The following is a 24,519-nucleotide window of genomic DNA, read 5'->3' as shown; positions in this document are numbered from 1 at the left end:
CGCGGCCCCTCCGACACCGGCGCCCTCGGGCATCGTGGCATCCGCGAAACCGCATCGCGCCGACACATCCACCGCGGCGTGCGCAGGCGCGATGACGTCTCGGCGACCCTGGGAGCCGAAGGAACGCCGAAACGGCGCGGTCAGCGGTCGCGGGAGATGACGCCGACCTCTTCGAGACGCTCGAGCAGGCCCGCCCCGTCGGATTCCGTGACCCAGGGGACGTCGGCGGCCGAGTGATCGTCGACGACCGTGCGACCACCGGCGAGAACGGCCTCGGCGGGCAGCAGACGCCGGATGGCGACGGCCGCGACGCTCTCGGGGTGCTCGATCGCGAACCCCGTGTAGATCGCGTCGTCGTGCTGGCCGTCGTCGCCGACGAGCAGCCACTTCACGTTCGGGAACTCCTCGGCGATCCGGCGCAGGCTCACCTCTTTGTGGTCGCGCCCGCTGCGGAACCAGCGGTCGTGCGTGGGACCCCAGTCGGTAAGCAGGAACGACCCCGCCGGGAACAGATGGCGTCGGAGGAACCGGGTCAGAGTGGGCGCAACGTTCCACGCGCCGGTCGAAAGGTAGATGACCGGGGTTCCGGGGTGCTCGCGCGAGAGCCGCTCGAGCATCACCGCCATACCGGGCACGGGCTGGCGCGCGTGCTCGTCGACGACGAACGAGTTCCACGCCGCCAGCAACGGCCGGGGGAGCGCGGTGACCATGACGGTGTCGTCGACGTCGCTCACGACGCCGAACCGCACGTCGGACCCCACGATGAACACGCGCGTCTCGCTGGGCTCACTGCCCTCGACGCTCATCGTCACCGTCTGCCATCCCGGGGACAGGGTCGCGGGGAGTTTCGCGTCGATGACGCCGCCGCGATCGGCGACGACCTCGTGCGAGACGCCCTCGATCGTGACCGTCACCTGCGCGTACCCCACGGGCACGGCGGCGAAACTGCGCCAGCCGCGCAGGCTCGCGAACTCGCCGTTCGACGTGCGCTTGATCGGCGGCGCGATGAGCACCCGGCCCAGCACCCGCACCCATTCCTCGGTCCCGTAGCCGGGGAACCCCGTCACGGCGGGGCGCAGACCGCGGGCGCGTGCGCGACGTTCGCGCCAGGCGTGGAAGCGGTACTCGAGGCGGGCGAACCAGAGCACTTTGGCGCGAGAGGAGCGAGGCATCCCGCTCAGTCTTTCACGTCGTCGCCCACCGGTTCGAGAGGATCAGGATCGTCGGCGAGGTGACGACGCTCGATGCGCTCCAGCACCTTCTTCCCCGCGTACACCAGGAGGAGGAAGACGACGATGATGCCGACGAAGAGGTAGCCGGCGTAATGGATGCGGTCGGCCAGCTCGCGGTAGGTGCCGGCCGCCGACGCGGCAACGGTGATGTAGAGCGCCGCCCACAGCACGCACGCCGGCGCGGTCCAGGCGAGGAACCGACGGTAGGGGTACCCGCTCATTCCGACCGTCAGGGGGACGAGCGAGTGCAGCACCGGGAGGAAGCGGGAGAGGAAGATCGCGGGTCCGCCGCGGCGCCGCAGGTATCGGTCGGCCCGGTCCCAGTTGTTGTCTCCGAGCTTCTGCCCGAGCCGTGACGCCCGGATACGCGGGCCGAAGTAGCGCCCGAGCCAGAATCCGATGCTTTCTCCGAGGAGCGAACCGATCACCACGGTGGCACCGAGGATGACGCCCTCGACGGGCGAGGCGATGGCGGTGCCGGCGACGATGACGACGGTGTCGCCGGGGACGACGAGACCGACCAGCACGCTCGTTTCGAGCATGATCGCGAGTCCGGCGACGAGCGTGCGCACCACGGGATCGACGTTCTGCACGACGTCGAGGAGCCACGTGAGGATCTCGTTCACCTCGCTCAGCCTACGGGCCGTGGGTTCGTCCTAGCCTGGGAGCGTGCCGCGTTCTGTCTCGATGGTTGCCCTGCCCCGGTGGCGCGACCCCGAAGACGTGTTCTCGTCTGTTTTAGCGTCGTCTCGTCACGCGTTCTGGCTCGACGCGGGTCGCGACGCCGGAGCCGGGTGGAGCTACCTCGGAACGGGGCAGCCCGACGCGTCCGCTGCGCCGTTCCAGACGGATGCCGCGTCCCACGCCTTCCGCGATGCCGAGGGCCCGCGCTTCCGCGGCGGATGGGTGGGGTGGATCTCGTACGAGGGCGTCCCGTCGTGGCTCCGTGCCGACGAGCTGCTGGCTTTCGATCACGCCTCTCGGCGGGTGTGGGCGATCTCATCCACCGGGTCCGTCGCGGACCTCGCCGCGGCGGCGTCGGCGAGCCCGAACGCCCCGACGGTCGCCGAGGCTGAGCACCGGGGTGCGGCATCCGCTCGTCATTCACCCGGGCGGTACGCCGAGCTCATCGAGGCGTGCCGCGACCGGATCGCCGATGGCGACGCGTATCAGCTCTGCCTCACGACACGTTTCACCATTCCCGGCACCGTCGATGCCCTCGCCGCCTTCCGCCGCCTGCGCGCCACCGCCTCGTCGCACCACGGCGCTCTCGTCCGCATCGGTGACACGTCTCTCGTGAGCGCTTCGCCCGAGCGCTTCCTCGAGGTGCGCGGTGGCCGTGTCCACACGCACCCCATCAAGGGCACCCGCCCCCGGCATCCCGATCCCGTGCGCGACGCAGCCCTCGCCGAGGACCTGCGGTCGGATGCCAAGGAGCGCGCCGAGAACGTCATGATCGTCGACCTCATGCGCAACGACCTCTCGCGGGTGTGCGTTCCGTCGTCGGTGGGGGTGGACCGGCTCCTCGAGGTCGAGACCTATCCGACGGTGCATCAGCTCGTCAGCGAGGTCTCGGGTCGGCTCCGGCCCGGAACACGCATGGGCGACGTGGTGGATGCCGCCTTCCCGGCGGGGAGCATGACCGGCGCCCCCAAGGCCTCGGCCATGGAGATCCTCGCCGAACTCGAGGGGGCGCCGCGCGGCATCTACTCGGGCACCTTCGGGTGGATCGGCGACGATGGGGCTGCGGATCTCGCGATGGTCATCCGCAGCATCGTCGTCGAGCCGGATGCCGCCTGGGTCGGGGCCGGCGGCGGGATCACGTGGCGGTCGGTCGCGGCATCCGAGGTCGCCGAGGTCGGCATCAAGGCGCGAGCGCCCCTCGCGGCCGTCGGGGCCACCGTTCCCCCCGGATGGTGACGGCCCCCGCGAGCCGGAAGCGCCCGCGCGCGGTCCGGTAGCCTGGACGCCGGCCCTCGCGGCCTCCCGACTTTCACGATTGGTCTCACCCGTGTCTCAGAACCCCTCTTCCGCGCCGTCCGCCGACGGAGGCTTCGACCCCCACGAGATCCAGGCGAAGTGGCAGAAGGCGTGGGCGGAGAAAGACCCGTTCCGCGCCGGCGGCGACGCCGACACGCGTCCGCGCAAGTACGTGCTCGCGATGTTCCCGTACCCCTCGGGCGACCTGCACATGGGTCACGCCGAGAACTACCTGTACTCCGACATCGTGGCGCGCTTCTGGCGCCACCGCGGCTACAACGTCCTCAACCCCATCGGTTGGGACTCGTTCGGGCTGCCCGCCGAGAACGCCGCGATCAAGCGCGGGGCCGACCCCGTGGAGTGGACCTACGCGAACATCGCGCAGCAGAAGGAGAGCCTGAAGGACTACGGCGTCTCGTTCGACTGGAGCCGCGTGTTGCACACGAGCGACCCCGAGTACTACCGCTGGAACCAGTGGCTGTTCCAGAAGCTGTACGAGAAGGGTCTCGCGTACCGCAAGGACGCCCTCGTCAACTGGGATCCGGTCGACCAGACCGTGCTCGCCAACGAGCAGGTCCTGCCCGACGGAACGAGCGAACGCAGCGGCGCGGTCGTCGTCAAGAAGAAGCTGACGCAGTGGTTCCTGCGCATCACCGACTACGCCGACCGTCTGCTCGACGACCTCAACCAGCTCGAGGGCTTCTGGCCGCAGAAGGTCATCCAGATGCAGCGCAACTGGATCGGCCGCTCGGTCGGCGCCGACATCGCGTTCGAGATCGAGGGCCGCGCCGAGAAGATCACGGTGTTCTCGACCCGCCCCGACACCCTGCACGGGGCGACGTTCTTCGTCGTGGCGCCCGAGTCCGACCTGGCGGCCGAGCTCGCGGCATCCGCCGACATCGAGGTGCGGCAGAAGTTCCAGGCCTACCTCGAAGAGGTCCAGCGCGCGACCGACATCGAGCGCCAGGCGACCGACCGGCCGAAGACCGGCGTGTTCCTGGGTCACTACGCGATCAACCCGATCAACGGCGAGAAGCTCCCCATCTGGGCGGCCGACTACGTCCTGGCCGACTACGGCCACGGCGCGGTCATGGCCGTGCCCGCGCACGACCAGCGCGACCTCGACTTCGCACGCGCCTTCGACCTGCCGGTCAAGGTCGTCGTCGACACGAACGCCCCGGTGACCGGCGCGATCCCGGTGATCGAGGTGGACGAGGACGGCGTGCCGATCGACCCGCTCGGCGAGGTCGACGACCTCGATCCGGTCAAGACCGGAGTGGCCCTGACCGGTGACGGCCGCATGATCAACTCCGGCTCGCTCAACGGCCTGTCCAAGCGCAACGCGATCACTCGCATGATCGAGGAGCTCGAGGCGAAGGGCTTCGGCCGCGCCGCGAAGACTTACCGTCTGCGCGACTGGCTGATCTCCCGTCAGCGGTACTGGGGGACGCCCATCCCGATGCTGCACGGCGAGGACGGGTCGATCGTCCCGGTGCCCGAGGACCAGCTGCCCGTCGTGCTGCCCTCCGTCGAGGGGCTCGACCTCAAGCCGAAGGGTTCCTCGCCGCTGGGCGCGGCGACCGACTGGGTGCAGGTCACCGACCCCGAGACCGGGCAGACCATGCGGCGCGACCCCGACACGATGGACACGTTCGTCGACAGCTCGTGGTACTTCCTGCGCTTCCTGTCGCCGACCGACCCCAACGAGGCGTTCTCGATGCACGAGGCACGCAAGTGGGGCCCCGTCGACTTCTACATCGGCGGTGTCGAGCACGCGATCCTGCACCTGCTGTACGCGCGCTTCATCACCAAGGCCCTGTTCGATATGGGCCTGGTGGAGTTCACTGAGCCTTTCTCGAGCCTCATCAACCAGGGCATGGTCATCCTCGACGGCGCGAAGATGTCGAAGAGCAAGGGCAACCTCGTGCTCTTCCAGGAGGAGCTCGACGCCCACGGTGCTGACGCGCTGCGCGTGGCCCTGGCCTTCGCCGGGCCGGTAGAGGACGACAAGGACTGGAACGACGTCTCGACCACGGGGGCGGCGAAGTTCCTCGCGCGGGCGCTCCGCCTCGCGCACGACGTCGACAGCGAGACCGACGTGGTGTGGGCCGAGGGTGACCAGGCGCTCCGCCGCGTCACGCACCGCCTGCTGGCCGAGGCGCCGAACCTCGTCGAGCAGACGAAGTTCAACGTCGTCGTCGCCCGCCTCATGGAGCTCGTGAACGCCACCCGGAAGGCGATCGATGGGAAGGCCGGCGCGAGCGACCCCGCGGTCCGCGAGGCCGCCGAGGTCATCGCGATGACCCTCGACCTGTTCGCCCCGCACACCGCCGAAGAGATGTGGCAGACGCTCGGGTACGACGGCTTCGTCGGCCTCGTCACGTGGCGCCAGGCCGACCCGACGCTGCTCGTGGAAGACACCGTGACGGCGGTCGTGCAGATCGACGGCAAGGTGCGCGGCACGCTTGAGGTGTCCGCCAAGATCGGCGCCGACGAGCTCGAGGCCGCCGCCCGCGCCGACGAGAAGGTACGTCGCGCGCTGGGAGAGCGCGAGATCGTGCGTGCGGTCGTGCGGCCGCCCAAGGTGGTCAGCTTCTCGACGAAGTAGCGGTCTTCGTCTGGATGCCACGCCTCGGCGCTCCGCGGAGCGCGGGGGCGTGGCATCCGTCGTTTCCGACTGTGAACGCGTCCTCCCCACGAAGTGGATCTGGAGGCCCGTCCACCGTCCTCCCTCCGGGGCCCGCCAGAGCGCGCTGCTTCTTCGTAACGTTCCCGAGTGGCCACCGTCCTCGATACCGACTCTCCGGCTCCCCGTCTCGATCCGCGTCGCCGGCTCGGGGTGGGAGCGGTGATCGTCCTGGTGCTGCTCGGCTTCGCGGTGACCGTCGGAATCGGGATCTTTCGCGGAGCGACGGGAACCGAGACGGTGACGACGGCGCCGACGTCGACCGGTGACGTCAGCCCCCTACCCGGCGCCGGCGTGTATGTGCACGTCGCGGGCGCCGTCCGTGAAGCCGGCCTGTATCGACTCGCGGTGGGGGACCGGGTGGCGGATGCCATCGCCCGTGCCGGCGGATTCGCCGACGACGCGGCGCGCGACGGGGTGAACCTTGCGAGGACCGTGACGGACGGAGAGCAGATCGTCGTGCCGGTCGTGGGAGCCGTCCCTCCCGCTGTCGGCGGAGGCGAGGGCGCGACGTCCGGCCCGCTCGACCTGAACACCGCGACGCGAGAGCAACTCGATGCGCTGCCTCGGATCGGTCCGGCGCTCGCGGACCGCATTCTGGCGTGGCGTGACGAGAACGGACGCTTCACGAGCGTCGACGAGCTCGGCTCCGTACCCGGGATCGGCGAGAAGATGCTCGCGAGCCTCCGCGACCTGGTGCGTGTGTGAGCGAGCGGCAGGCGCTTCGGCGGAGGGCGTGGCGCCCCGTGAGCGTCGCGGGGTTCACCTGGACCGGAGCCGCCGTCGCGACGGCGATACCGACGGCCGGGATGCTGACGATCGTGCTGCTAATCGCCGTCGCGGTTGCGGCGGCATCCTTCTTTCGGTTCCGGCATCCCGCGGCGCTGGTTGCGGCGGTGGCTCTGGCGTGCGCCGCGTCCGCCGCAGGTTCGGTGGCCGCCATGGCGCCGATACGCCAGGCCATCGCCCATCTCGAGGCCGACGGGGGCCGCCATCTGCGCGTGGTGGCCACGGTGACGGGCCACGTCTCGGGGAGCGCTGACGGTGGAGCGTGGTTCGACGCGACGGCGTCCGCGGTGACCGCGGGAGAGACGACCGTGCGCGGCGTATTTCCCGCCCGCATCGGGCTGGACGCCGAGGGTCGGGAACACCTCTCCGCCGTGGGGCAGGGAAGCGAGATCGTCGTCACCGGCCGAGCGATCCCCACTGACCCCGCGGAGAGAGCAGTGCTGGTGCTGCGCGTTACCGAGGTAAAGCGCGCACCGCCACCCCACGGCGGGTGGGCGGTGTTTGAAAGCCTCCGTGACGGTCTCACCGCCTCGAGCCACGGGCTGCCGCAGCCCGGGGCCGGGCTGATCCCGGGGCTGGCCGTCGGCGACACGTCGAGTCTCGAGGCGCGGACCGAGGCCGCGATGAAGGTCTCCTCGCTGTCACATCTGACCGCCGTATCGGGAGCGAACTGCGCGCTGGTGGTCGGTGCGGCGTTCATGCTTCTCGCCGGGTGCGGGGCACGCCGGTGGGTTCGCGTGGTCGGAGCCCTCACGGTCCTGGCGGGGTTCGTCGTGCTCGTGACCCCCGAGCCGAGCGTCGTCCGGGCCGCGGCCATGAGCGCGATCGGCATCCTGGCGCTCGGGTTCGGTCGACCCACGGTCGGGATCGCCGTGCTCGCCGCGGCGGTCTCCCTGTTGCTGATTGTCGACCCGTGGTTGTGCCGCTCGCTCGGATTCGCACTGTCGGCGGCGGCCACCGCGGCGCTTCTCGTCCTCGCGCGACCGCTCGCCGACGGACTGGCACGCGGTATGCCGAGACCGCTCGCGCTCGCGTTGGCGGTCCCGGCGTCGGCGCAGATCGTGTGCGGTCCGCTCGTCGTGCTCATCGACCCGCACGTCCCACTGCTGGGCGTTGCCGCGAACATGCTCGCCGAGCCCGCGGCGGCACCGGCGACGATCGCCGGGGTGCTCGCTTGCATCGCACCGTTCCCGTGGCTGCGTGACGGGCTGACCGCGCTCGCGTGGATCCCCGCCGCGTGGATCGCTGGCGTCGCCCACACGACGGCATCCCTTCCTGTTCAGAACCTCCCGTGGCCCGACGGTCCGTTCGGTGCGGCACTCCTGGCCGTGGTGGGCGGCGCGATCGTGCTGGCAGTCGCGCGTCCGCGCCGTGTGCCGCGACTCACCGCCCTGGCGACGGTGGTGGTCGCGGTTCTGATCGGGTCGGCCGGGGGGACGAGCGCCATCCGAACGGTTGGCGGTTCGCTCACCGTTCCGGCCGATTGGCAGGTGACGATGTGCGATGTCGGTCAGGGGGATGCCACCCTGTGGCGGTCGGGCTCGCAGGTGGCGCTCGTTGACACAGGGCCCGAGCCCGAGCCGCTCGCCGACTGCCTCCAGACGCTCGGAATCGGCCACCTCGACCTGGTCGTGCTCACACACTTCGACAAAGACCATGTCGGTGGTTCGGCCGCGATCCTCGGGCGAGCGGACGTCGTCATCCACGGCCCTCCGGGGGAGCCGGCCGACCAGAGGCTGCTCGACCGGTACGCCGCCGGTGGCGCGCGGCTGATCGCCGCCGTGATGGGGATGACGGGAGAGGTCGGCACCACCCGGTGGCAGGCGCTCGGTCCGCTCCCGGGGATGGAACCGGGCAATGACGCCAGCGTCGCGATCGACGTCGCCGGTCCGGGATTTCCCCGTACCGTGATGCTCGGCGACCTCGGTGCCGAGCCGCAGGCGAGCCTCCTGCGCCGCATCGACGTGCCGCGCGCGGAGATCGTGAAGGTCTCCCATCACGGCAGCGCGGATCAAGACGCCGAGCTGTATCGCCGGCTCGACGCGACCGTCGGCCTCATCGGTGTCGGTGCCGACAACACGTACGGGCATCCGACCTCCGCGCTGCTCGACATCCTGCGGCAGTGCGGAACCGTCGCCGCCCGCACCGACACGGATGGCATCGTCGCGGTCTGGCGCGACGGGCACGGGCGGCTGGCGCTGTGGCGGCAAGGGGGGCCGTGAGACTCTCCGGCGAGGCGTGCCCCGTGGCGCCTGCGGCGTGGTCCCGGCCGACGACCGTCGCGCCGGCGACCAACCGGCACCCGTGTCCGACCCGGTCGGTAGGCTGGGGGAGTGACTCCGGCCCTCCGACGCTCCGCCCCCGCGAAGGCGAAGTCGGCGATCCCGCAGATCGGCTGGCGCACTCCGCAGCCCGCGCCGATCGTGCTCGTGTCCGGTCCCGAAGAGGTGTGCGCCGAACGCGCGATCGCGGGCGTCCGCGACTACCTCAAGAGCGAGGATCCGAGCCTCGAGGTCACCGACGTCCGCGCCGACGACTACGCGGCCGGTACCCTGCTGGCTGTAACCTCCCCGTCGCTGTTCGGTGAGCCGCGGCTCGTCCGCGTCGGCGGCGTCGAGAAGTGCTCCGACACCTTCCTCACCGAGGCGCTCTCGTACCTCGCGCACCCGCAGGATGGGGCGACGGTCGTCCTACGCCACACCGGAGCGAGCGTGCGCGGCAAGAAGCTCTTGGATGCCATCCGGGCCGGCCAGGGGAACGGCATCGAGATCGCGTGCCCGGCGATCAAGCGCGACTCCGACCGCTTCGACTTCGCCGTCGGCGAGTTCAAGGCCGCGCAGAAGAGGATCGCGCCGGTCGCCCTCCGCTCCCTCGTCTCCGCGTTCGCCGATGACCTCACCGAGCTGGCGGCCGCGTGCCAGCAGCTGATCGCCGACGTCCCCGGCGACATCGACGAGCGCACGGTCGAGCGCTATTACGGTGGCCGGGTCGAGACATCCGCCTTCACCGTGGCCGACACGGCGATCGCGGGCCACTACGGCCAGGCCCTTCTCGCGCTGCGGCACGCCCTGGCATCCGGAGCCGACCCGGTTCCGCTCGTCGCCGCCGTCGCGATGAAGCTGCGGACGATGGCGCGCGTCGCCGGCAACCGCGAATCGTCGTCGGCACTGGCCCATCGCCTCGGCATGAAGGACTGGCAGGTCGACCGCGCCCGCCGCGACCTCGTCGGCTGGACCGCCGCGAGCCTCGGCATGGCCATCCACGCCACCGCCCGCGCCGACGCCGAAGTCAAGGGCGCCTCCCGCGACGCGGTGTTCGCGCTCGAGCGCATGATCACGATCATCGCGACCCGCCAGCCCTACGGCCGCTGACCGGGCTCTTCGCCTACCGGGGCGCACTGTGTGCACTGGGGCGGTCGATGCGCGCCCCAATGCACGAACGACGCCCCGCAGCCTCACGACCGTACCCACAGGAACACGGGGGCGCGATGCGGGCGCTGCACCGCAATGTGCGCGCTGCGCCGCGATGTGGGCGCTGCGCCGCGATGTGGGCGCTGCGCCGCGATGTGGGTGCTGGGGCGCGATGTGGGCGCAGAGCCGCACGCTACGCACCGGGGTGCACTGTGTGCATTGGGGCGGTCGGTGCGCGCCCCAATGCATCAATGACGACCCGCAGCCTCACGACCGTACCCGCCTGTGTCTACAGCGACGCGGGGGCGCGATGCGGTCGCTGGGCCGCGATGGGGCACCGGGGTGCACTGTGTGCATTGGGGCGGTCGATGCGCGCCCCAATGCATCAACGACGCCCCGCAGCCTGACGACCGTACCCGCCTGTGTCTGCAGCGACGCGGGGGCGCGATGCGGTCGCTGGGCCGCGATGGGGCACCGGGGCGCACTGTGTGCATTGGGGCGGTCGATGCGCGCCCCAATGCACGAACCACACCCCGCAGCCCACGACCGCACCCGCGTGCGCGCACAGGAATACGGCAACACCGAACGGCGCTGCGATGCACCTGTGAACGACGAAGCCCGCCCCGCGATGCGGGACGGGCTGTCGAAAGGATGCGGCTCAGAGAGCGGCGACCTGCTTCGCGATGGCCGACTTGCGGTTCGCGGCCTGGTTCTGGTGGATGACACCCTTGCTCACGGCCTTGTCGAGCTTCTTGCCGGCGAGGACGAGCGCCTTCTCGGCGGCTTCCTTGTCACCGGCGAGGACGGCCTCGCGCGTGCGGCGCACGTGCGTCTTGAGCTCGCTCTTGACGGCCTTGTTGCGCTCGCGCGCCTTCTCGTTGGTCTTGTTGCGCTTGATCTGCGACTTGATGTTCGCCACGTCGACGGTCTTTCGTTTGAGTGAGTGTTGGAAGTGCCGGGCGAGCGGTAGAGGGACGCTGCACCGGCGGTCGTGGAGGTCGGGAAAAACCCCACACGCAAGCCAAGCGTCGAGTCTATCAGGTCGAGGCCTCGACCGTGGTGAGCGCCACGTCCAGCACGGCGTTGAAGACGCGTGGCCGCATCGCCGTCACGAGGTGCGTCGTGCGCGGAACGACGATGAGCTCCGCGTCGCGCGCCACCGACAGGAACAGCTTCTCGTTGACCCGCAGCTGGTCCCACTGCCCGTTCACGAACCACAGCGGCACGTCGATGCGCCGGAGCGCCGCGAGCAGATCGAGCACGGAGAGGCTGCGCAGGGCCGTGTCCTGCACGTCGAACGCGTACCCGCCGGCGCCGAAGTCCTCCCGCGTCTCCGGCGGCAGCGTGCGTTCGAGCACGTAGTTGGTCACGCGCATCCCCCGGTCGGGGAAGGCGTCCAGCCGCCGGGCGAAGAAGCGGTAGGCGGCGAGCCCGACCCCGCGGGGGATGGACGTGCAGGATGCCGCGACGAAGGCCGCGACCGGTGGCTTCTCCTCGCTGCCGACGTACTCGATCGACAGCAGTCCCCCCATCGAGTGCCCCACCAGCAGCACGGGGCCCCGCGTGGCGGCTTCCCGGACGGCGCGATCGATCGTCGCGAACGCCTCATCGAGCGTGAAGGTCTCGCCGCGGCGGGTTCCGTGGCCGGGCAGGTCCACCGCGGTCACCGGGTTGCCGCGACCGCGCAGGTGCTCCACCTGCGCTCGCCACATGCTCGCCGACGTGCGGATGCCGTGCACGAGCACGACCTGGACCGTCATGGCATCCAGCGTACGAAAGCTCCGGATGCCGGGACCCCGGCGCGGCGAAGTCGGCGCGCGCCCGTAGAATCGACGGAACATGTCACCGCGCGCCCTGAAGCCCCTCGAGCCGTCCGCCACCCCGCCGGCGCAGATCCGCAACTTCTGCATCATCGCCCACATCGACCACGGCAAGTCGACGTTGGCCGACCGCATGCTGCAGATCACCGGCGTGGTCGCCGACCGTGACATGCGCGCGCAGTACCTCGACCGTATGGACATCGAGCGCGAGCGCGGCATCACGATCAAGTCGCAGGCCGTGCGCATGCCGTGGGCGGCCTCGGGCGAGACGTTCGCGCTCAACATGATCGACACGCCCGGTCACGTCGACTTCACGTACGAGGTCAGCCGTTCCCTCGCCGCATGCGAGGGCGCCATCCTGCTCGTCGACGCGGCGCAGGGCATCGAGGCCCAGACGCTGGCGAACCTGTACCTTGCGCTCGAGAACGATCTGCAAATCATCCCGGTGCTGAACAAGATCGACCTGCCCGCGGCCGACCCCGACAAGTACGCGGCCGAGCTCGCCGGTCTCATCGGCGGGAAGCCCGAAGACGTGCTGCGCGTGAGCGGCAAGACGGGCATGGGCGTCGAAGCCCTGCTCGACCGCATCGTCGAGCAGATCCCCGCGCCCGTCGGACAGGCCGACGCGCCGGCGCGCGCCATGATCTTCGACTCGGTGTACGACGCCTACCGCGGCGTGGTGACCTACGTCCGCATGGTCGACGGTGCGCTCTCGCCGCGCGAGCGCATCCAGATGATGTCGACTACCGCGACGCACGAGCTGCTCGAGATCGGTGTGTCGAGCCCCGAACCCGTGCCGACCAAGGGTCTCGGCGTCGGCGAGGTCGGCTACCTCATCACCGGCGTGAAGGACGTGCGGCAGTCCAAGGTCGGCGACACGATCACGAACCACCGCAAGCCCGCGAGCGAGGCCCTGGCGGGGTACACCGACCCGAAGCCGATGGTCTTCTCGGGCATCTACCCGATCGACGGCAGCGACTACGCCGAGCTGCGCGAAGCGCTCGACAAGCTGAAGCTCTCGGATGCCTCGCTGCAGTACGAGCCCGAGACCTCGGTGGCGCTGGGCTTCGGCTTCCGCTGCGGGTTCCTCGGCCTGCTGCACCTCGAGATCATCACCGAGCGCCTGTCGCGCGAGTTCGGTCTCGACCTCATCACCACCGCGCCGTCGGTGACCTACGAGGTCACGACCGACACCGGTGAGACCGTCTCGGTCACTAACCCGAGCGAATACCCCGACGGCCGGGTCGCCGAAGTGTCCGAGCCCATCGTCAAGGTCGGCATCCTGCTTCCGAAGGATTACGTCGGCACCGTCATGGAGCTGTGCCAGTCGCGCCGCGGCACGCTGCTCGGCATGGACTACCTCAGCGAAGATCGGGTCGAACTGCGCTACAACATGCCGCTCGGCGAGATCGTGTTCGACTTCTTCGACCACCTCAAGAGCCGCACGCAGGGGTACGCGAGCCTCGACTACGAACCGGCCGGTCAGCAGACCGCCGACCTGGTGAAGGTCGACATCCTGCTCCAGGGCGAGAAGGTGGATGCCTTCAGCTCGATTGTCCACCGCGAGAAGGCGTACAGCTACGGCACGATGATGACCGAGCGACTGCGCAAGCTCATCCCGCGTCAGCAGTTCGAGGTTCCCATCCAGGCGGCGATCGGCGCGCGGATCATCGCGCGCGAGAACATCCGCGCGATCCGCAAGGACGTCCTGGCCAAGTGCTACGGCGGTGATATCACGCGTAAGCGCAAGCTCCTCGAGAAGCAGAAAGAGGGCAAGAAGCGCATGAAGATGGTCGGCCGCGTCGAGGTGCCGCAGGAGGCGTTCATCGCCGCCCTGTCCGGCGACGTCGAGGGCAAGAAGTAACCACGCCCACCGTCCTCTCATCCTCGACCTAGGAGACTGGAGATCATGCGCCGGCAGAACTTCACCGACGACACGGTCGACTACGCCGCGGTCGGCGCCACCCAGGCGCACGACCTCATGCAGTACCCGCCCGAGCACTCGCTTCCCGCCGAGGACTCCTGGCGCATCGGCAGCGGCGAGGAGCGCTTCGCGGCGGCGAGCGAACTGCTGCTGTCGTGGGCGCCGTTGCGGTCGGAAGAACTGAGCATCACGGACGTGCGGCCGGCCACCGACGGCGGGTACTCCGGTGTGGCGTTCGACGCCGAGGGCGCCCCGATCGCACCGAGCCGCGTCGAGTCCGAGCAGCGCTTCGCCACCGACGGCACACCGTTCGTCAGCCCCGGCACGAGCGTGCGGCTGCACGGCAAGGTCGACGGCCATCGCGCGGACGCCCATCTGCGGGTCATCTCGGTCTTCGAGGAGCCGCGGCGGGTGGGATACATCCTCGGCACGGTCGGTCACTCGATCGTGAGCGGCGAGGAGCTCTTCGCTCTCGAATGGCGCGACAACGATGAGGTCTGGTTCGTCGTCCGCGCCTTCGACCGCCCGACCGCGCCGTCGTACCGCGTGTTCGCCAGTCGCGTTCGCCGGCGCCGACGCGCTCTGTTCCAGCGGTATCTGCGCGCGATCTCGCCGCTGTACACGTCCTGATGGGCGGGCCACTTCCGCTCGGCGACCCGGCCCCGCCCGACGGGCGGCTGCCCGACGATCTCCCGCTCGACCCGACGGCCGACTTCGGCGTGTACCTGCACGTGCCGTTCTGCCGAGTCCGCTGCGGCTACTGCGACTTCAACACGTACACCTCGAGCGAGTTGCGGGGTGCGCGACAGGAGGACTTCGCCGACACGCTCGCCGCCGAGGTGCGCCTGGCGAGCGGGGTCATGGATGCCGCGGGCACCCGGCGCGCGGCATCCACGGTGTTCTTCGGCGGAGGCACCCCGACGCTGCTGCCTCCGGGCGACCTCGCGCGCATGCTCGACGCGGTGCGCGGGGAGTTCGGGATCGCCGAGGGAGCCGAGGTCACCGTGGAGGCGAACCCCGACACCGTCGACGACCGTGTCGCCGAGACTCTGGCGGAGGCCGGCGTCACGCGGCTGTCGATCGGCATGCAGTCCGCGCAGCCGCACGTGCTCGCCGTGCTCGACCGCACCCACGATCCGCGCAACGTGGCCACCGCGGTGGCCGCTGCGCGCCGGGCGGGGCTCGACGTCTCGCTCGACCTCATCTACGGCGCCCCGGGGGAGTCGCTCGACGACTGGCGCGCCTCGCTCGAGACGGCGACCGCCCTGCGGCCCGACCACGTCTCCGCCTACGCGCTCATCGTCGAGGACGGCACGAAGCTCGCGCGCCAGATCCGCTCGGGGAGCGTGGCGATGCCGGACGACGACCTGCAGGCCGACATGTACGAGCTGGCCGACGACCTGCTGAGCGGCGCGGGGTACGACTGGTACGAAGTGTCGAACTGGGCCACGGACACGGCGCACCGGTCCCGGCACAACCTCGCCTACTGGCGGGGGACGGACTGGTGGGGATTCGGTCCCGGAGCACACAGCCACGTCGCCGGACTCCGGTGGTGGAACGTGAAGCACCCGGCCGCCTACGCGCAGCGGCTGGCGGCGGGGGAGTCGCCCGCCGCCGCACGGGAGCGACCCGACGACACCGCGCGACGTCTGGAGTCCGTGCTGTTGCGCAGCCGCATTCGCGAAGGCCTGCCGGTGTCGGAGCTCCTCGGCGAGGGCCGCAAGGCCGTCGCCTCTCTCATCGCGGATGGACTCGTCGAAGGACCGGATGCCGTTCGCGGACGCATCGTGCTGACGCGTCGGGGCCGGTTGCTCGCCGATGCCGTCGTGCGGGCACTCACGGTCTGAGCGCCGTTCCGGCTCCGTTTCGGGCGCGTGCCCTAGAATTGGCACTCAGGTGATTGGAGTGCCAGAAGGAGGGAGCCGGCCATGGTGTCCGAACGCGGCTTGCAGGTGCTCCGCGCGATCGTGCAGGACTACGTCGACACGCGTGAGCCCGTCGGCAGCAAGGCGATCGTCGAGCGGCACGCCTTCGGTGTCTCGGCGGCGACCATCCGCAACGACATGGCCCAGCTCGAGGACGAAGACCTCATCGTCGCGCCGCACACGTCGTCCGGACGCGTTCCCACTGACAAGGGGTACCGCGTTTTCGTCGACCACCTCGCCGAGCTCCGTCCTCTGTCGACCGCGCAGCGCAGCGCGATCACGTCGTTCCTCGACGAAGCCGGCGACCTCGACGACCTCCTCGCCCGTACCGTCCGCGCGCTCACGCAGCTGACCGGCCAGGTCGCGATCGTCCAGTACCCCTCCTTCTCCCGCGCGAACCTCTCGCACGTCGAACTCGTCGCCCTCGGCGGCCCGCGCGTGCTCGTCATCCTCGTCACCGACACCGGCCGGGTCTCCCAGCGCATCGCGCTCGTCCCGGCCGAACCGACCGAGAGCGACATCGTCCAGCTCCGGGCCCGTGTCGGAGCCCTCCTGGTGGGGCGCAGCGTCGCCGACTGCGCGCAGACCGTCGCCTCCGCGACGAGCGAACCCCCGCGGCCGGGCATGGTGCTCGATGCGATCGCCGACGCGGTGCTCCGCGTCGTCGGTGAAGAACTCGAGGAGTTCCGCCAGGACCGTCTGGTCATGGCCGGCGCTGCCACGCTCGCCAAGCGCGAATCCGATTTCCGCGGCAGCATCTACCCGCTGCTGGAGGCCATCGAGGAGCAGGTGACGCTCCTGCGCCTCATGAGCGAGATGGTCGCCGACGAGCAGGGCCTTTCGGCCAGCATCGGCCGCGAGAACGAGCCGTTCGGTCTTGTCGAGGCATCCGTCCTCGCGAGCCGGTACGACGGCACGGCCGGCGGAGCCCGCGTGGGTCTGCTCGGCCCGACCCGCATGGACTATTCCTCCAACCTCGCGGCGGTCCGCGCCGTCGCGCATTACCTGACCCGGATGCTCGAAGACGACGACAGCGCTCGTTGACGAACACCCCACGCAGAGATCGACCCCGCGCGAGCGGGCAGGAAGGCGATTGTGGCTGACCACTACGAGGTCCTCGGCGTCGCACGCGACGCCAGCGCCGACGACATCAAGAAGGCGTACCGTCGGCTCGCCCGTGAGCTGCACCCCGATGTGAACCCGGGCGAGGATGCATCCGAGCGATTCAAGCTCGTCACCCACGCGTACGACGTGCTCAGCGACCCCGAGCAGCGCCATCGCTACGACATGGGCGGTGACCAGAACCCGTTCGGCGGCGGGGGCGCCGCCGGGTTCGGCGGGTTCAGCGACATCTTCGAGACGTTCTTCGGCGGTGCGCAGGGCGGCGGCGCACGCGGCCCGCGTCCCCGCTCGCGGCGCGAGCGCGGCCAGGACGCCCTCGTGCGGGTGACCCTGAGCCTCGGCGACGTCGTCTTCGGCGTCCACCGCGACCTCGAGGTCGACACGGCGGTGCTGTGCGAGACGTGCCAGGGCGCGTGCACGCAGCCCGGGACGACCGAGGTCACGTGCGACATCTGCCACGGCTCGGGTCACGTCCAGCGCACCGTTCGCAGCCTCCTCGGCAACGTCGTGACCAGTCAGCCCTGCAGCGTCTGCCAGGGGCACGGCACGACCATCCCCTACCCCTGCGGGACGTGCCAGGGTCAGGGACGTGTGCGCGCACGCCGGACGGTGTCGGTCGACATCCCCGCCGGTGTCGAGACCGGTCTGCGACTGCAGCTCCCCGGCTCCGGCGAGGTCGGTCCCGCCGGCGGACCCAACGGCGACCTGTACCTCGAGATCACGGTGGAGTCGCACGATTCGTTCAGCCGCGAGGGCGACGACCTGCTCGCCACCCTCGAGGTATCGATGCCGGATGCCATCCTCGGCACGACCACCACCATCGAGTCGCTCGACGGCAGCGTCGACCTGGAGGTGCGACCGGGGGTGCAGTCCGGTGACGTGCTCACCATCAAGGGACGCGGGATCACGCCGTTGCGCGGCAGCCAGCGCGGCGACCTCAAGGTCGGTGTCCACGTGGTCACGCCAACCCGTCTCGACCACAAGGAGCGCGCGCTGATCGAGGAGTTCGCCAAGCGCACGAAGGCCCCGAAGCCGCGCCTCTCCGAGCACCAGCAGGGCCTGTTCTCCAAGTTCCGCGACCGTTTCCGGCACTGACCGTGGCTCTGCACTTCGTCACGGAGAACGCGACCGCGGCTGTCGCGGGCGATGTCGTGGTGCTCACCGGCCCCGAGGCGCATCACGCCGCGGCGGTACGGCGCGTTCGCGTCGACGAGGCGGTGACGCTCGGTGACGGGCGTGGCGTGTGGCTCGAGGGACGCACGAGCGCGGTGGCGCCGAAAGAGGTCTCGGTGCTCGTGACGGGCCGCGCCGAGGTTCCGGCGCCGGCCCCGCGCATCGTGCTCGTGCAGGCACTGGCGAAGGGCGATCGCGACGAGCTCGCCGTGCAGGCGGCGACCGAGCTGGGCGTCGACGTGATCGTGCCCTGGCAGGCCGCGCGCAGCGTGTCGCGGTGGGATGCCAAGGCCGAGAAAGGCTTGGCCCGTTGGCGGACGATCGTGCGCGAGGCGGCGAAGCAAGCGCACCGCCCCTGGATCCCCGAGGTCGAGGGCGTCGCGCGCCTGGCCGAGGTGGTCGCGCGCGCGGGTGACTCCCGCGTGCTCGTACTCGAGCCGTCGGCCGCCGAGAGGCTGACGGAGCTGGCATCCGTCCCCTCCGATGAGCGCGATGTCGTGCTCGTCGTCGGCCCCGAGGGCGGTATCGCCCCCGAGGAGCTCGACGCGCTGCGGCACGCGGGCGCGCGTGTCGTGCGCCTGGGCGAGACCGTCCTGCGCACGTCCACCGCCGGCGCGGCCGCGATCGCGGTGATCTCGGCCGCCACCGGGCGCTGGTAGCCCGAACGCCGGAGCCGAGAGCCGATCCTCCGCCACCACGGCACGCCAGCACCGCCCGCGGCGCGCCCGACCCGTCGTCGGACCCCGTCGATAGACTGGATGCCATGAGCGAGCCGACGATCTTCACGCGCATCCTCCAGGGCGAGATTCCCGCCGAGATCGTCGCCGAGACCGAGAACGCGTTCGCCATCCGCGACATCGCGCCGCAGGCGCCGGTGCATCTGCTGGTGATCCCCAAGACCCAGGAGTACCGCAACGTCGTCGAGCTCGCGGCGGGCGACCCGGCTCTGCTCACGGAGATCGTGGGGTTGGCCAATTCCGTCGCGGCCGAGCACGCCGACGGTGACTTCCGTCTCGTCTTCAACACCGGCGCCGGCGCCGGCCAGACCGTTTTCCATGTACACGCCCACGTCCTCGCGGGCGGCCTGAACGAAAAGAGCACGGGTGGCTGATTCCCCCGAAGAACCCGTCGTCGAGCGTCTGTACGCCGACGGCGTCGCCATGGTCCAGCTCCTGGGGCCCCAAGACCGCCTCCTGCGCGTCGTCGAGAAGGAGCACCCCGACGTCGACGTTCACGTGCGCGGCAATGAGATCACGCTCTCCGGTGCGGCCGCGGCGGTCGCCGCGGCGAAAGGTCTGGTCGACGAACTGCTCACCATGACGCGCAACGGTCAGGGTCTGGACCCGGCGGACGTGTCCAGCTCCAGTCGGATCCTCCGCTCCGATGGGGGACCGCGCCCCTCCGAGGTGCTCGGTGAAGCCATCCTGTCGTCGCGCGGGAAAGTCATCCGTCCGAAGACGCTCGGGCAGAAGGCGTACGTCGACGCCATCGAGGAGAACACGATCGTCTTCGGCATCGGCCCCGCCGGTACCGGAAAGACCTATCTCGCGATGGCCAAGGCCGTGCAGGCGCTGCAGCGCAAAGAGGTCAGCCGCATCATCCTCACGCGTCCCGCGGTCGAAGCGGGGGAGCGCCTCGGATTCCTGCCGGGCACCCTCACGGACAAGATCGACCCCTACCTGCGCCCGCTGTACGACGCTCTCAACGAGATGATGGACCCCGACATCGTCCCCAAGCTCATGGCGACGGGCACCATCGAGGTCGCACCGCTGGCCTACATGCGCGGTCGGACCCTCAACGACTCGTTCGTCGTGCTCGACGAGGCGCAGAACACCACACCCGAGCAGATGAAGATGTTCCTGACGCGTCTCGGCTTCGGAACCCGCATGGTGGTCACGGGCGACATCACACAGATCGACCTGCCGCAGGGCGCCTCGGGTCTGCGACTGGTAACGCGCGTGCTCGGCGAGATCGACGACATCCACTTCGCCTACCTCACCAGCGACGACGTCGTGCGGCACACCCTCGTGGGTCGTATCGTCGATGCGTACAGCGAGTATGACGAGAGACGGCTCATGTCCCGCCGCGAACGCGACGAGGCCACCGAGTTCGCCAATCGTGCCGAACGCCGCGGCGCGGCCCGTCCCGCGGGTCCGCGCGATCACCTCCCGAGACGAAACCGTTCATGACGATCGAGATCAACAACGAATCCGGCCACGAGGTCGACGAGCAGGTGCTCCTGCGCCTCATGGAGCACAACCTCGCCGAACTGCACGTGAGCCCGGATGCCGACGTCGCAATCGTGCTGGTCGACGAGGGCGCAATGGAGTCGCTCCACGTGCAGTGGATGGACGAGCCCGGACCGACCGACGTGCTCAGCTTCCCCATGGACGAGCTGCGTCCGGGCACCGAGGATTCCCCGACGCCCGCCGGGCTCCTCGGCGACATCGTGCTGTGCCCCGCCGTGGCCGAGACGCAGGCCGTCGCTGCGAAGCACTCCACCCAGGACGAGCTGATCCTCCTCACCACGCACGGCCTTCTCCACCTCCTCGGCTTCGACCACGCCGAGCCCGATGAGGAGCGAGAGATGTTCGGACTCCAGCGCGAGCTCATCGCCGGCTTCCAGGCCGTCGAGCGCCGCCGCCGCGCATGACCGAAGCCCTCCTTCTCGTCGCGGCGCTCGTCCTCGTCGGTTTCGGCGGCTTCATGGCCGCCTCCGAGGCCGCGTTGGGGGTGACCTCGCGCGCGGATCTCGTCGAGCTCGGCGCCGCGGGTCGAAACGCCCGGTCGTTGCAACGCATCGCCGACGACCCGAGCGCGCACGTCACGGCCGTCGTCTTCATCCGGGTCCTCGCCGAGACGACCGCGGCGGTCCTCGTCGCCGCCGCCTTCATGCTCCTCTTCGATAACATCTGGCTCGCGGTCATCGCCGCCGCAGTGATCATGACGGGGATCTCGTTCGTCGCGGTCGGCGCCAGCCCGCGCGCCGTCGGACGTCAGCACGCGACCGGTCTGCTGCGCGGCGGAGCCCCGATCATCCGGGGCATGCGTGTCCTGCTCGGACCATTGGCTCATGGGCTGGTCGCTGTCGGTGACCGCATCACACCCGGCGTCTCGCACTCGACATCGTTCGCGTCGGAGGAGCAGCTCCTCAGCATCATCGATGAGGCCGCCGAGAACGAGCTCATCGAGGAGGACGACCGCGAGCTCATCCACTCCGTGTTCGACTTCACGGACCGCTACGTGCGCGAGGTCATGGTGCCGCGTACCGACATGGTGACGGTGGATGCCACCGCCACCACCCGCGAGGCGCTGGGGCTGTTCCTCGACAAGGGCGTCTCGCGCGTCCCGCTCGCCGATGACGAGGCCGATGACGTCGTCGGCATGCTGTATCTCAAAGATCTGGTGCAGTTCGCCTTCCGCGAGGAGGACGGGTGGCGCGACGCGCCCATCCGCCGCATCGCGCGCCCCCCGGTGTTCGTGCCCGAGTCCATGAAGGCCGAGACGCTGCTCCAGCAGATGAAGAAGGATGCCGTGCACGTCTGCCTCGCGGTGGATGAGTACGGCGGCGTGGCGGGCCTGGTCACCCTCGAGGATCTGATCGAGGAGCTGGTTGGGGACATCTCCGACGAATACGACGCACCGTCGACCGAGATCGTGCCGTTGGAGGACGGCCGCTACCGCATCAGCGCTCGTCTCGGTCTCGACGAGGTCGGTGACCTGTTCGGCCTCGAGCTCGACGACGAGGACGTCGACTCGATCGGCGGTCTGCTCGGCAAGGCCCTCGGGCGCATCCCGCAGCCCGGCGCCACCGCAGAGCACTCCGGCCTCGTCATGACCGGCGGCGCCTCGCGCGGTCGCAATCGCGGCATCGCGACGGTGATCGTCGAACGCGCCGAGGTCGACGACGACAACGACGAGACGGCGCCCGCGGGCGCCGCTCGCGAGAGGAACGACAGATGACCGACACCCGATCCGGCTTCGTGACCTTCGTCGGACGCCCCAATGTGGGAAAGTCCACCCTCACGAACGCGCTCGTGGGCGAGAAGGTGGCGATCACGAGCGAGAAGCCGCAGACCACCCGACGCGCCATCCGCGGGATCGTCAACCGGCCCGGCGGTCAGCTGGTGGTCGTCGACACCCCCGGCATCCATCGTCCGCGGACGCTGCTGGGGCAGCGACTCAACGACCTCGTCGAGCAGGTGCTGGGAGATGTCGACGTGATCGCCTTCTGTGCACCGGCGACGGAGAAGGTCGGTCCCGGCGACCGACGCATCGCCGAGTCGCTGTCCGGCTACCCCCGGGCCAAGAAGGTCGCCCTGGTCACCAAGACGGACGCCGCGACGCGGGAGCAGATCACCGAGCGTCTGATCGAAGTGGATGCCCTCCGCGAGGACTGGGCAGCGGTCATCCCGCTCTCGGCCGTCACCCGCGACCAGCTCGATGTCCTCAGCGATGAGCTGCTCTCGCTCATGCCCGAGGGGCCGGCGCTGTACCCCGACGATGTCGTGACCGACGAGTCCCTCGAGGATCGCATCGCCGAGATCATTCGTGAGGCGGCCCTCGACGGGGTGCGCGACGAGTTGCCGCACTCCATCGCGGTGACGGTCGACGACGTGTCGGCACGCGAGGACAGTGATCTCACCGACGTGTACGCCAACATCGTTGTCGAGCGCGACAGCCAGAAGGCGATCATCATCGGCCGCAAGGGCTCGCGCCTGGCGGACGTGGGGGCGCGGGCGCGCAAGGGGATCGAGCCGCTCGTGGGCGGGCGGGTATACCTGTCCCTGCACGTGCGCGTCGCCAAAGAGTGGCAGCGCGACCCCAAGCAGCTCGGTCGCCTCGGTTTCTGACCGCGTCGACCGGCCGGAAGGACGACCACGATGGCGCAGCAGTGGCGGGCTCAGACGCCCGGATCTCCCGAGAACTGGACGTTCGACGAGGTCGAGGTACCGGAGCCCGGCCCGGGCGAGGTCACCGTCCGCGTCCATGCGGCCGGGGTGAACCCGGCGGATGCCAAGCACGTCGCCGCTCCGCGGCCGGGGGTGACCTTCCCGGTGTCCATCGGGTACGAGCTGTCGGGCGAAGTCACCGCGGTCGGCCCCGATGCGGTCGGCGGCTCCGGGCCGCTGACGGTGGGGGATGAGGTCGTCGCTTTCCGCGTTCAGGGCGGGTACGCGACCGAACTGACTCTTCCCGCGCGCGATGCGTTCGCCAAGCCGGCCGCGCTGTCGCATGCTGAGGCAGCGAACCTTCTGCTGGCGGGAACGACCGCTGCGGAGATGATCCAGGTGACCCGGACCGCAGCGGGTGAGACCGTGCTGCTGCACGCGGCATCCGGCGCGGTGGGTGTGAGCCTCTTGCAGCAGGCGCGCGCGCTCGGCATCCGCGTCATCGGGACGGTCGGCCCGGGCGCCGACGATTCCGCCGCGCGAGTGCGGAAATTCGGGGGCCTGCCCGTGGCTTACGGGGACGGGTTGGCTGAGCGGGTCCTCGAGGCGGCCGGGGGAGCGCCGATCGCCGCCGCGTGGGATGCCGCCGGCACCGACGAAGCCCTCGCGGTTTCACTCGCTCTGGTGGCCGAACGCGACCGTGTCGTGACGATCGTGTCTCCGCAGCACGCGGAGACCCACGGCATCCTGTGGATCGCGGGCGCGCGACCCGAGAGCGCGAGGTTCCGCGACATCGCCCGGGCCCGCGTGCTCGAGCTCGCGGCATCCGGGGATCTCGAGGTGCCGGTGGCCCGCACGTACCCGCTCGCCGACGCGCCCGAGGCAGTGCGCTTCGTGATGCAGGGTCACCCCGGCGGCAAGGTCGCGCTGCTGTCGTGAGTGCGTCGCCGTTCGTCCTGCCGTCCGCGCCGGCGTCGCTCGAGGTCGTCCGCGACCGTGTGCGTCTGCGCCCGTTTCTCGAAGGCGACTTGGACGCGATGGCGGTCTACCGCGGAGATGCGGACGTCTGCCGTTTCTTGCCGTTCGAGCCTCAGACGACCGACGACATCCGGCGACGCATCGGACACCTCTTCGGGCAGACCCGGCTGGAGGGGGATCGCGCCGGGGTCGTCCTGGTGATCGAGCGGGTGGCCGATGGAGCGATCATCGGCGACCTCGTGCTGTTCCACCTCGACGGCGACGCAGGTTCGGCCGAGATCGGGTGGGTCCTGAGCCCTTCCGCAGGGGGCCAGGGGTTGGCCACCGAGGCGGTTCGTGCCCTCATCGATACCGCGTTCTCGATCTACGGTCTGCGCCGTCTCGTTGCGCGCATCGACGCGGACAACGTCCGTTCCCTCGCCCTCGCCGAGCGCCTGGGGATGCGCCGAGAAGCACACCTGGTCGAGAACGAATGGTTCAAGGGCCGGTGGAGCGACGAGGTCGACTACGCCGTCCTCGCCCGGGAATGGACACCGCCACGTGAGGCATGACGCAACCCAGTGCTACGATCGCAGAATGCGCTTCGGT

At 70.1% G+C, this 24,519-nt stretch carries 22 protein-coding genes; 18 read left to right on the top strand and 4 right to left on the bottom strand.

Annotated elements, in window-relative coordinates:
• Positions 1-140: 140 nt before the first annotated feature.
• A complete protein-coding gene (locus MHY30_RS04355; RefSeq protein WP_239275390.1) occupies positions 141-1,172 on the bottom strand; it encodes an App1 family protein in 1,032 nt (343 codons plus the stop codon).
• Between the two features lie 5 nt (positions 1,173-1,177).
• On the bottom strand, positions 1,178-1,858 hold the full coding sequence (locus tag MHY30_RS04350) for a DedA family protein (protein WP_239275388.1): 681 nt from the start codon (positions 1,856-1,858) through the stop codon (positions 1,178-1,180).
• Between the two features lie 43 nt (positions 1,859-1,901).
• Between MHY30_RS04350 and pabB the strand changes: the two genes are divergently transcribed.
• The 5 genes from pabB (at position 1,902) to holA (ending at position 10,058) form a co-directional block, all read left to right on the top strand.
• A complete protein-coding gene (gene pabB, locus MHY30_RS04345) occupies positions 1,902-3,152 on the top strand; it encodes an aminodeoxychorismate synthase component I (protein ID WP_239275386.1) in 1,251 nt (416 codons plus the stop codon).
• 91 nt (positions 3,153-3,243) lie between these two features.
• The gene (leuS, locus tag MHY30_RS04340) at positions 3,244-5,820 is read left to right on the top strand and encodes a leucine--tRNA ligase (RefSeq protein ID WP_239275384.1); all 2,577 of its coding nucleotides are present in this window, start codon (positions 3,244-3,246) and stop codon (positions 5,818-5,820) included.
• 168 nt (positions 5,821-5,988) lie between these two features.
• Complete coding sequence (locus tag MHY30_RS04335; RefSeq protein WP_239275382.1) at positions 5,989-6,606, top strand: ComEA family DNA-binding protein; 618 nt, start codon at positions 5,989-5,991, stop codon at positions 6,604-6,606.
• Between the two features lie 38 nt (positions 6,607-6,644).
• The gene (locus MHY30_RS04330) at positions 6,645-8,909 is read left to right on the top strand and encodes a ComEC/Rec2 family competence protein (protein ID WP_239275381.1); all 2,265 of its coding nucleotides are present in this window, start codon (positions 6,645-6,647) and stop codon (positions 8,907-8,909) included.
• A 111-nt stretch (positions 8,910-9,020) separates the two neighbouring features.
• Positions 9,021-10,058, top strand: coding sequence for a DNA polymerase III subunit delta (holA, locus tag MHY30_RS04325; protein WP_239275380.1), 1,038 nt, complete (start codon positions 9,021-9,023; stop codon positions 10,056-10,058).
• Between the two features lie 697 nt (positions 10,059-10,755).
• Here the strand turns inward: holA and rpsT are convergent.
• Both rpsT and MHY30_RS04315 read right to left on the bottom strand, forming a co-directional pair.
• Positions 10,756-11,016, bottom strand: coding sequence for a 30S ribosomal protein S20 (gene rpsT / locus MHY30_RS04320; RefSeq protein WP_076490365.1), 261 nt, complete (start codon positions 11,014-11,016; stop codon positions 10,756-10,758).
• 118 nt (positions 11,017-11,134) lie between these two features.
• Positions 11,135-11,857, bottom strand: a complete 723-nt coding sequence (locus MHY30_RS04315; RefSeq protein ID WP_239275378.1) for an alpha/beta fold hydrolase — start codon at positions 11,855-11,857, stop codon at positions 11,135-11,137.
• Between the two features lie 79 nt (positions 11,858-11,936).
• Here MHY30_RS04315 and lepA point away from each other — a divergent pair, with 79 nt between their 5' ends.
• The 13 genes from lepA (at position 11,937) to MHY30_RS04250 (ending at position 24,482) form a co-directional block, all read left to right on the top strand.
• A complete protein-coding gene (gene lepA / locus MHY30_RS04310; RefSeq protein WP_239275376.1) occupies positions 11,937-13,781 on the top strand; it encodes a translation elongation factor 4 in 1,845 nt (614 codons plus the stop codon).
• Positions 13,782-13,826: 45 nt separating this feature from the next.
• Positions 13,827-14,471 carry a DUF1990 family protein gene (locus MHY30_RS04305; protein ID WP_239275374.1) on the top strand — a complete coding sequence of 215 codons (645 nt, stop codon included), beginning with the start codon at positions 13,827-13,829 and terminating at the stop codon, positions 14,469-14,471.
• The gene (gene hemW / locus MHY30_RS04300) at positions 14,471-15,688 is read left to right on the top strand and encodes a radical SAM family heme chaperone HemW (protein ID WP_239275372.1); all 1,218 of its coding nucleotides are present in this window, start codon (positions 14,471-14,473) and stop codon (positions 15,686-15,688) included. The genes MHY30_RS04305 and hemW overlap by 1 nt, the downstream gene beginning before the upstream one ends.
• A gap of 81 nt (positions 15,689-15,769) precedes the next feature.
• Positions 15,770-16,810, top strand: a complete 1,041-nt coding sequence (gene hrcA, locus MHY30_RS04295; RefSeq protein ID WP_239275370.1) for a heat-inducible transcriptional repressor HrcA — start codon at positions 15,770-15,772, stop codon at positions 16,808-16,810.
• Between the two features lie 51 nt (positions 16,811-16,861).
• Entirely contained in the window at positions 16,862-17,983 is a 1,122-nt protein-coding gene (gene dnaJ, locus MHY30_RS04290) for a molecular chaperone DnaJ (protein WP_239275368.1), read from the top strand.
• A 2-nt stretch (positions 17,984-17,985) separates the two neighbouring features.
• Complete coding sequence (locus MHY30_RS04285) at positions 17,986-18,720, top strand: 16S rRNA (uracil(1498)-N(3))-methyltransferase (protein WP_239275366.1); 735 nt, start codon at positions 17,986-17,988, stop codon at positions 18,718-18,720.
• A gap of 104 nt (positions 18,721-18,824) precedes the next feature.
• Positions 18,825-19,172, top strand: a complete 348-nt coding sequence (locus MHY30_RS04280; RefSeq protein WP_239275364.1) for an HIT domain-containing protein — start codon at positions 18,825-18,827, stop codon at positions 19,170-19,172.
• A 49-nt stretch (positions 19,173-19,221) separates the two neighbouring features.
• The gene (locus MHY30_RS04275; protein WP_239275438.1) at positions 19,222-20,250 is read left to right on the top strand and encodes a PhoH family protein; all 1,029 of its coding nucleotides are present in this window, start codon (positions 19,222-19,224) and stop codon (positions 20,248-20,250) included.
• Complete coding sequence (gene ybeY / locus MHY30_RS04270; protein WP_239275362.1) at positions 20,247-20,714, top strand: rRNA maturation RNase YbeY; 468 nt, start codon at positions 20,247-20,249, stop codon at positions 20,712-20,714. The genes MHY30_RS04275 and ybeY overlap by 4 nt, the downstream gene beginning before the upstream one ends.
• Positions 20,711-22,024 carry a hemolysin family protein gene (locus MHY30_RS04265; protein WP_239275360.1) on the top strand — a complete coding sequence of 438 codons (1,314 nt, stop codon included), beginning with the start codon at positions 20,711-20,713 and terminating at the stop codon, positions 22,022-22,024. Before ybeY ends, MHY30_RS04265 begins: the two co-directional genes overlap by 4 nt.
• Positions 22,021-22,914 carry a GTPase Era gene (era, locus tag MHY30_RS04260; protein ID WP_239275358.1) on the top strand — a complete coding sequence of 298 codons (894 nt, stop codon included), beginning with the start codon at positions 22,021-22,023 and terminating at the stop codon, positions 22,912-22,914. The genes MHY30_RS04265 and era overlap by 4 nt, the downstream gene beginning before the upstream one ends.
• A gap of 30 nt (positions 22,915-22,944) precedes the next feature.
• Positions 22,945-23,892 carry an NADP-dependent oxidoreductase gene (locus tag MHY30_RS04255; protein WP_239275356.1) on the top strand — a complete coding sequence of 316 codons (948 nt, stop codon included), beginning with the start codon at positions 22,945-22,947 and terminating at the stop codon, positions 23,890-23,892.
• The gene (locus tag MHY30_RS04250; RefSeq protein ID WP_239275354.1) at positions 23,889-24,482 is read left to right on the top strand and encodes a GNAT family N-acetyltransferase; all 594 of its coding nucleotides are present in this window, start codon (positions 23,889-23,891) and stop codon (positions 24,480-24,482) included. Before MHY30_RS04255 ends, MHY30_RS04250 begins: the two co-directional genes overlap by 4 nt.
• The last annotated feature ends 37 nt before the right edge of the window (positions 24,483-24,519 follow it).

The sequence above is a fragment of the Microbacterium sp. ACRRU genome, from assembly GCF_022346945.1.
GTDB lineage: Bacteria > Actinomycetota > Actinomycetes > Actinomycetales > Microbacteriaceae > Microbacterium > Microbacterium mcarthurae.
This window is presented reverse-complemented; position numbering and strand designations above follow the sequence as displayed.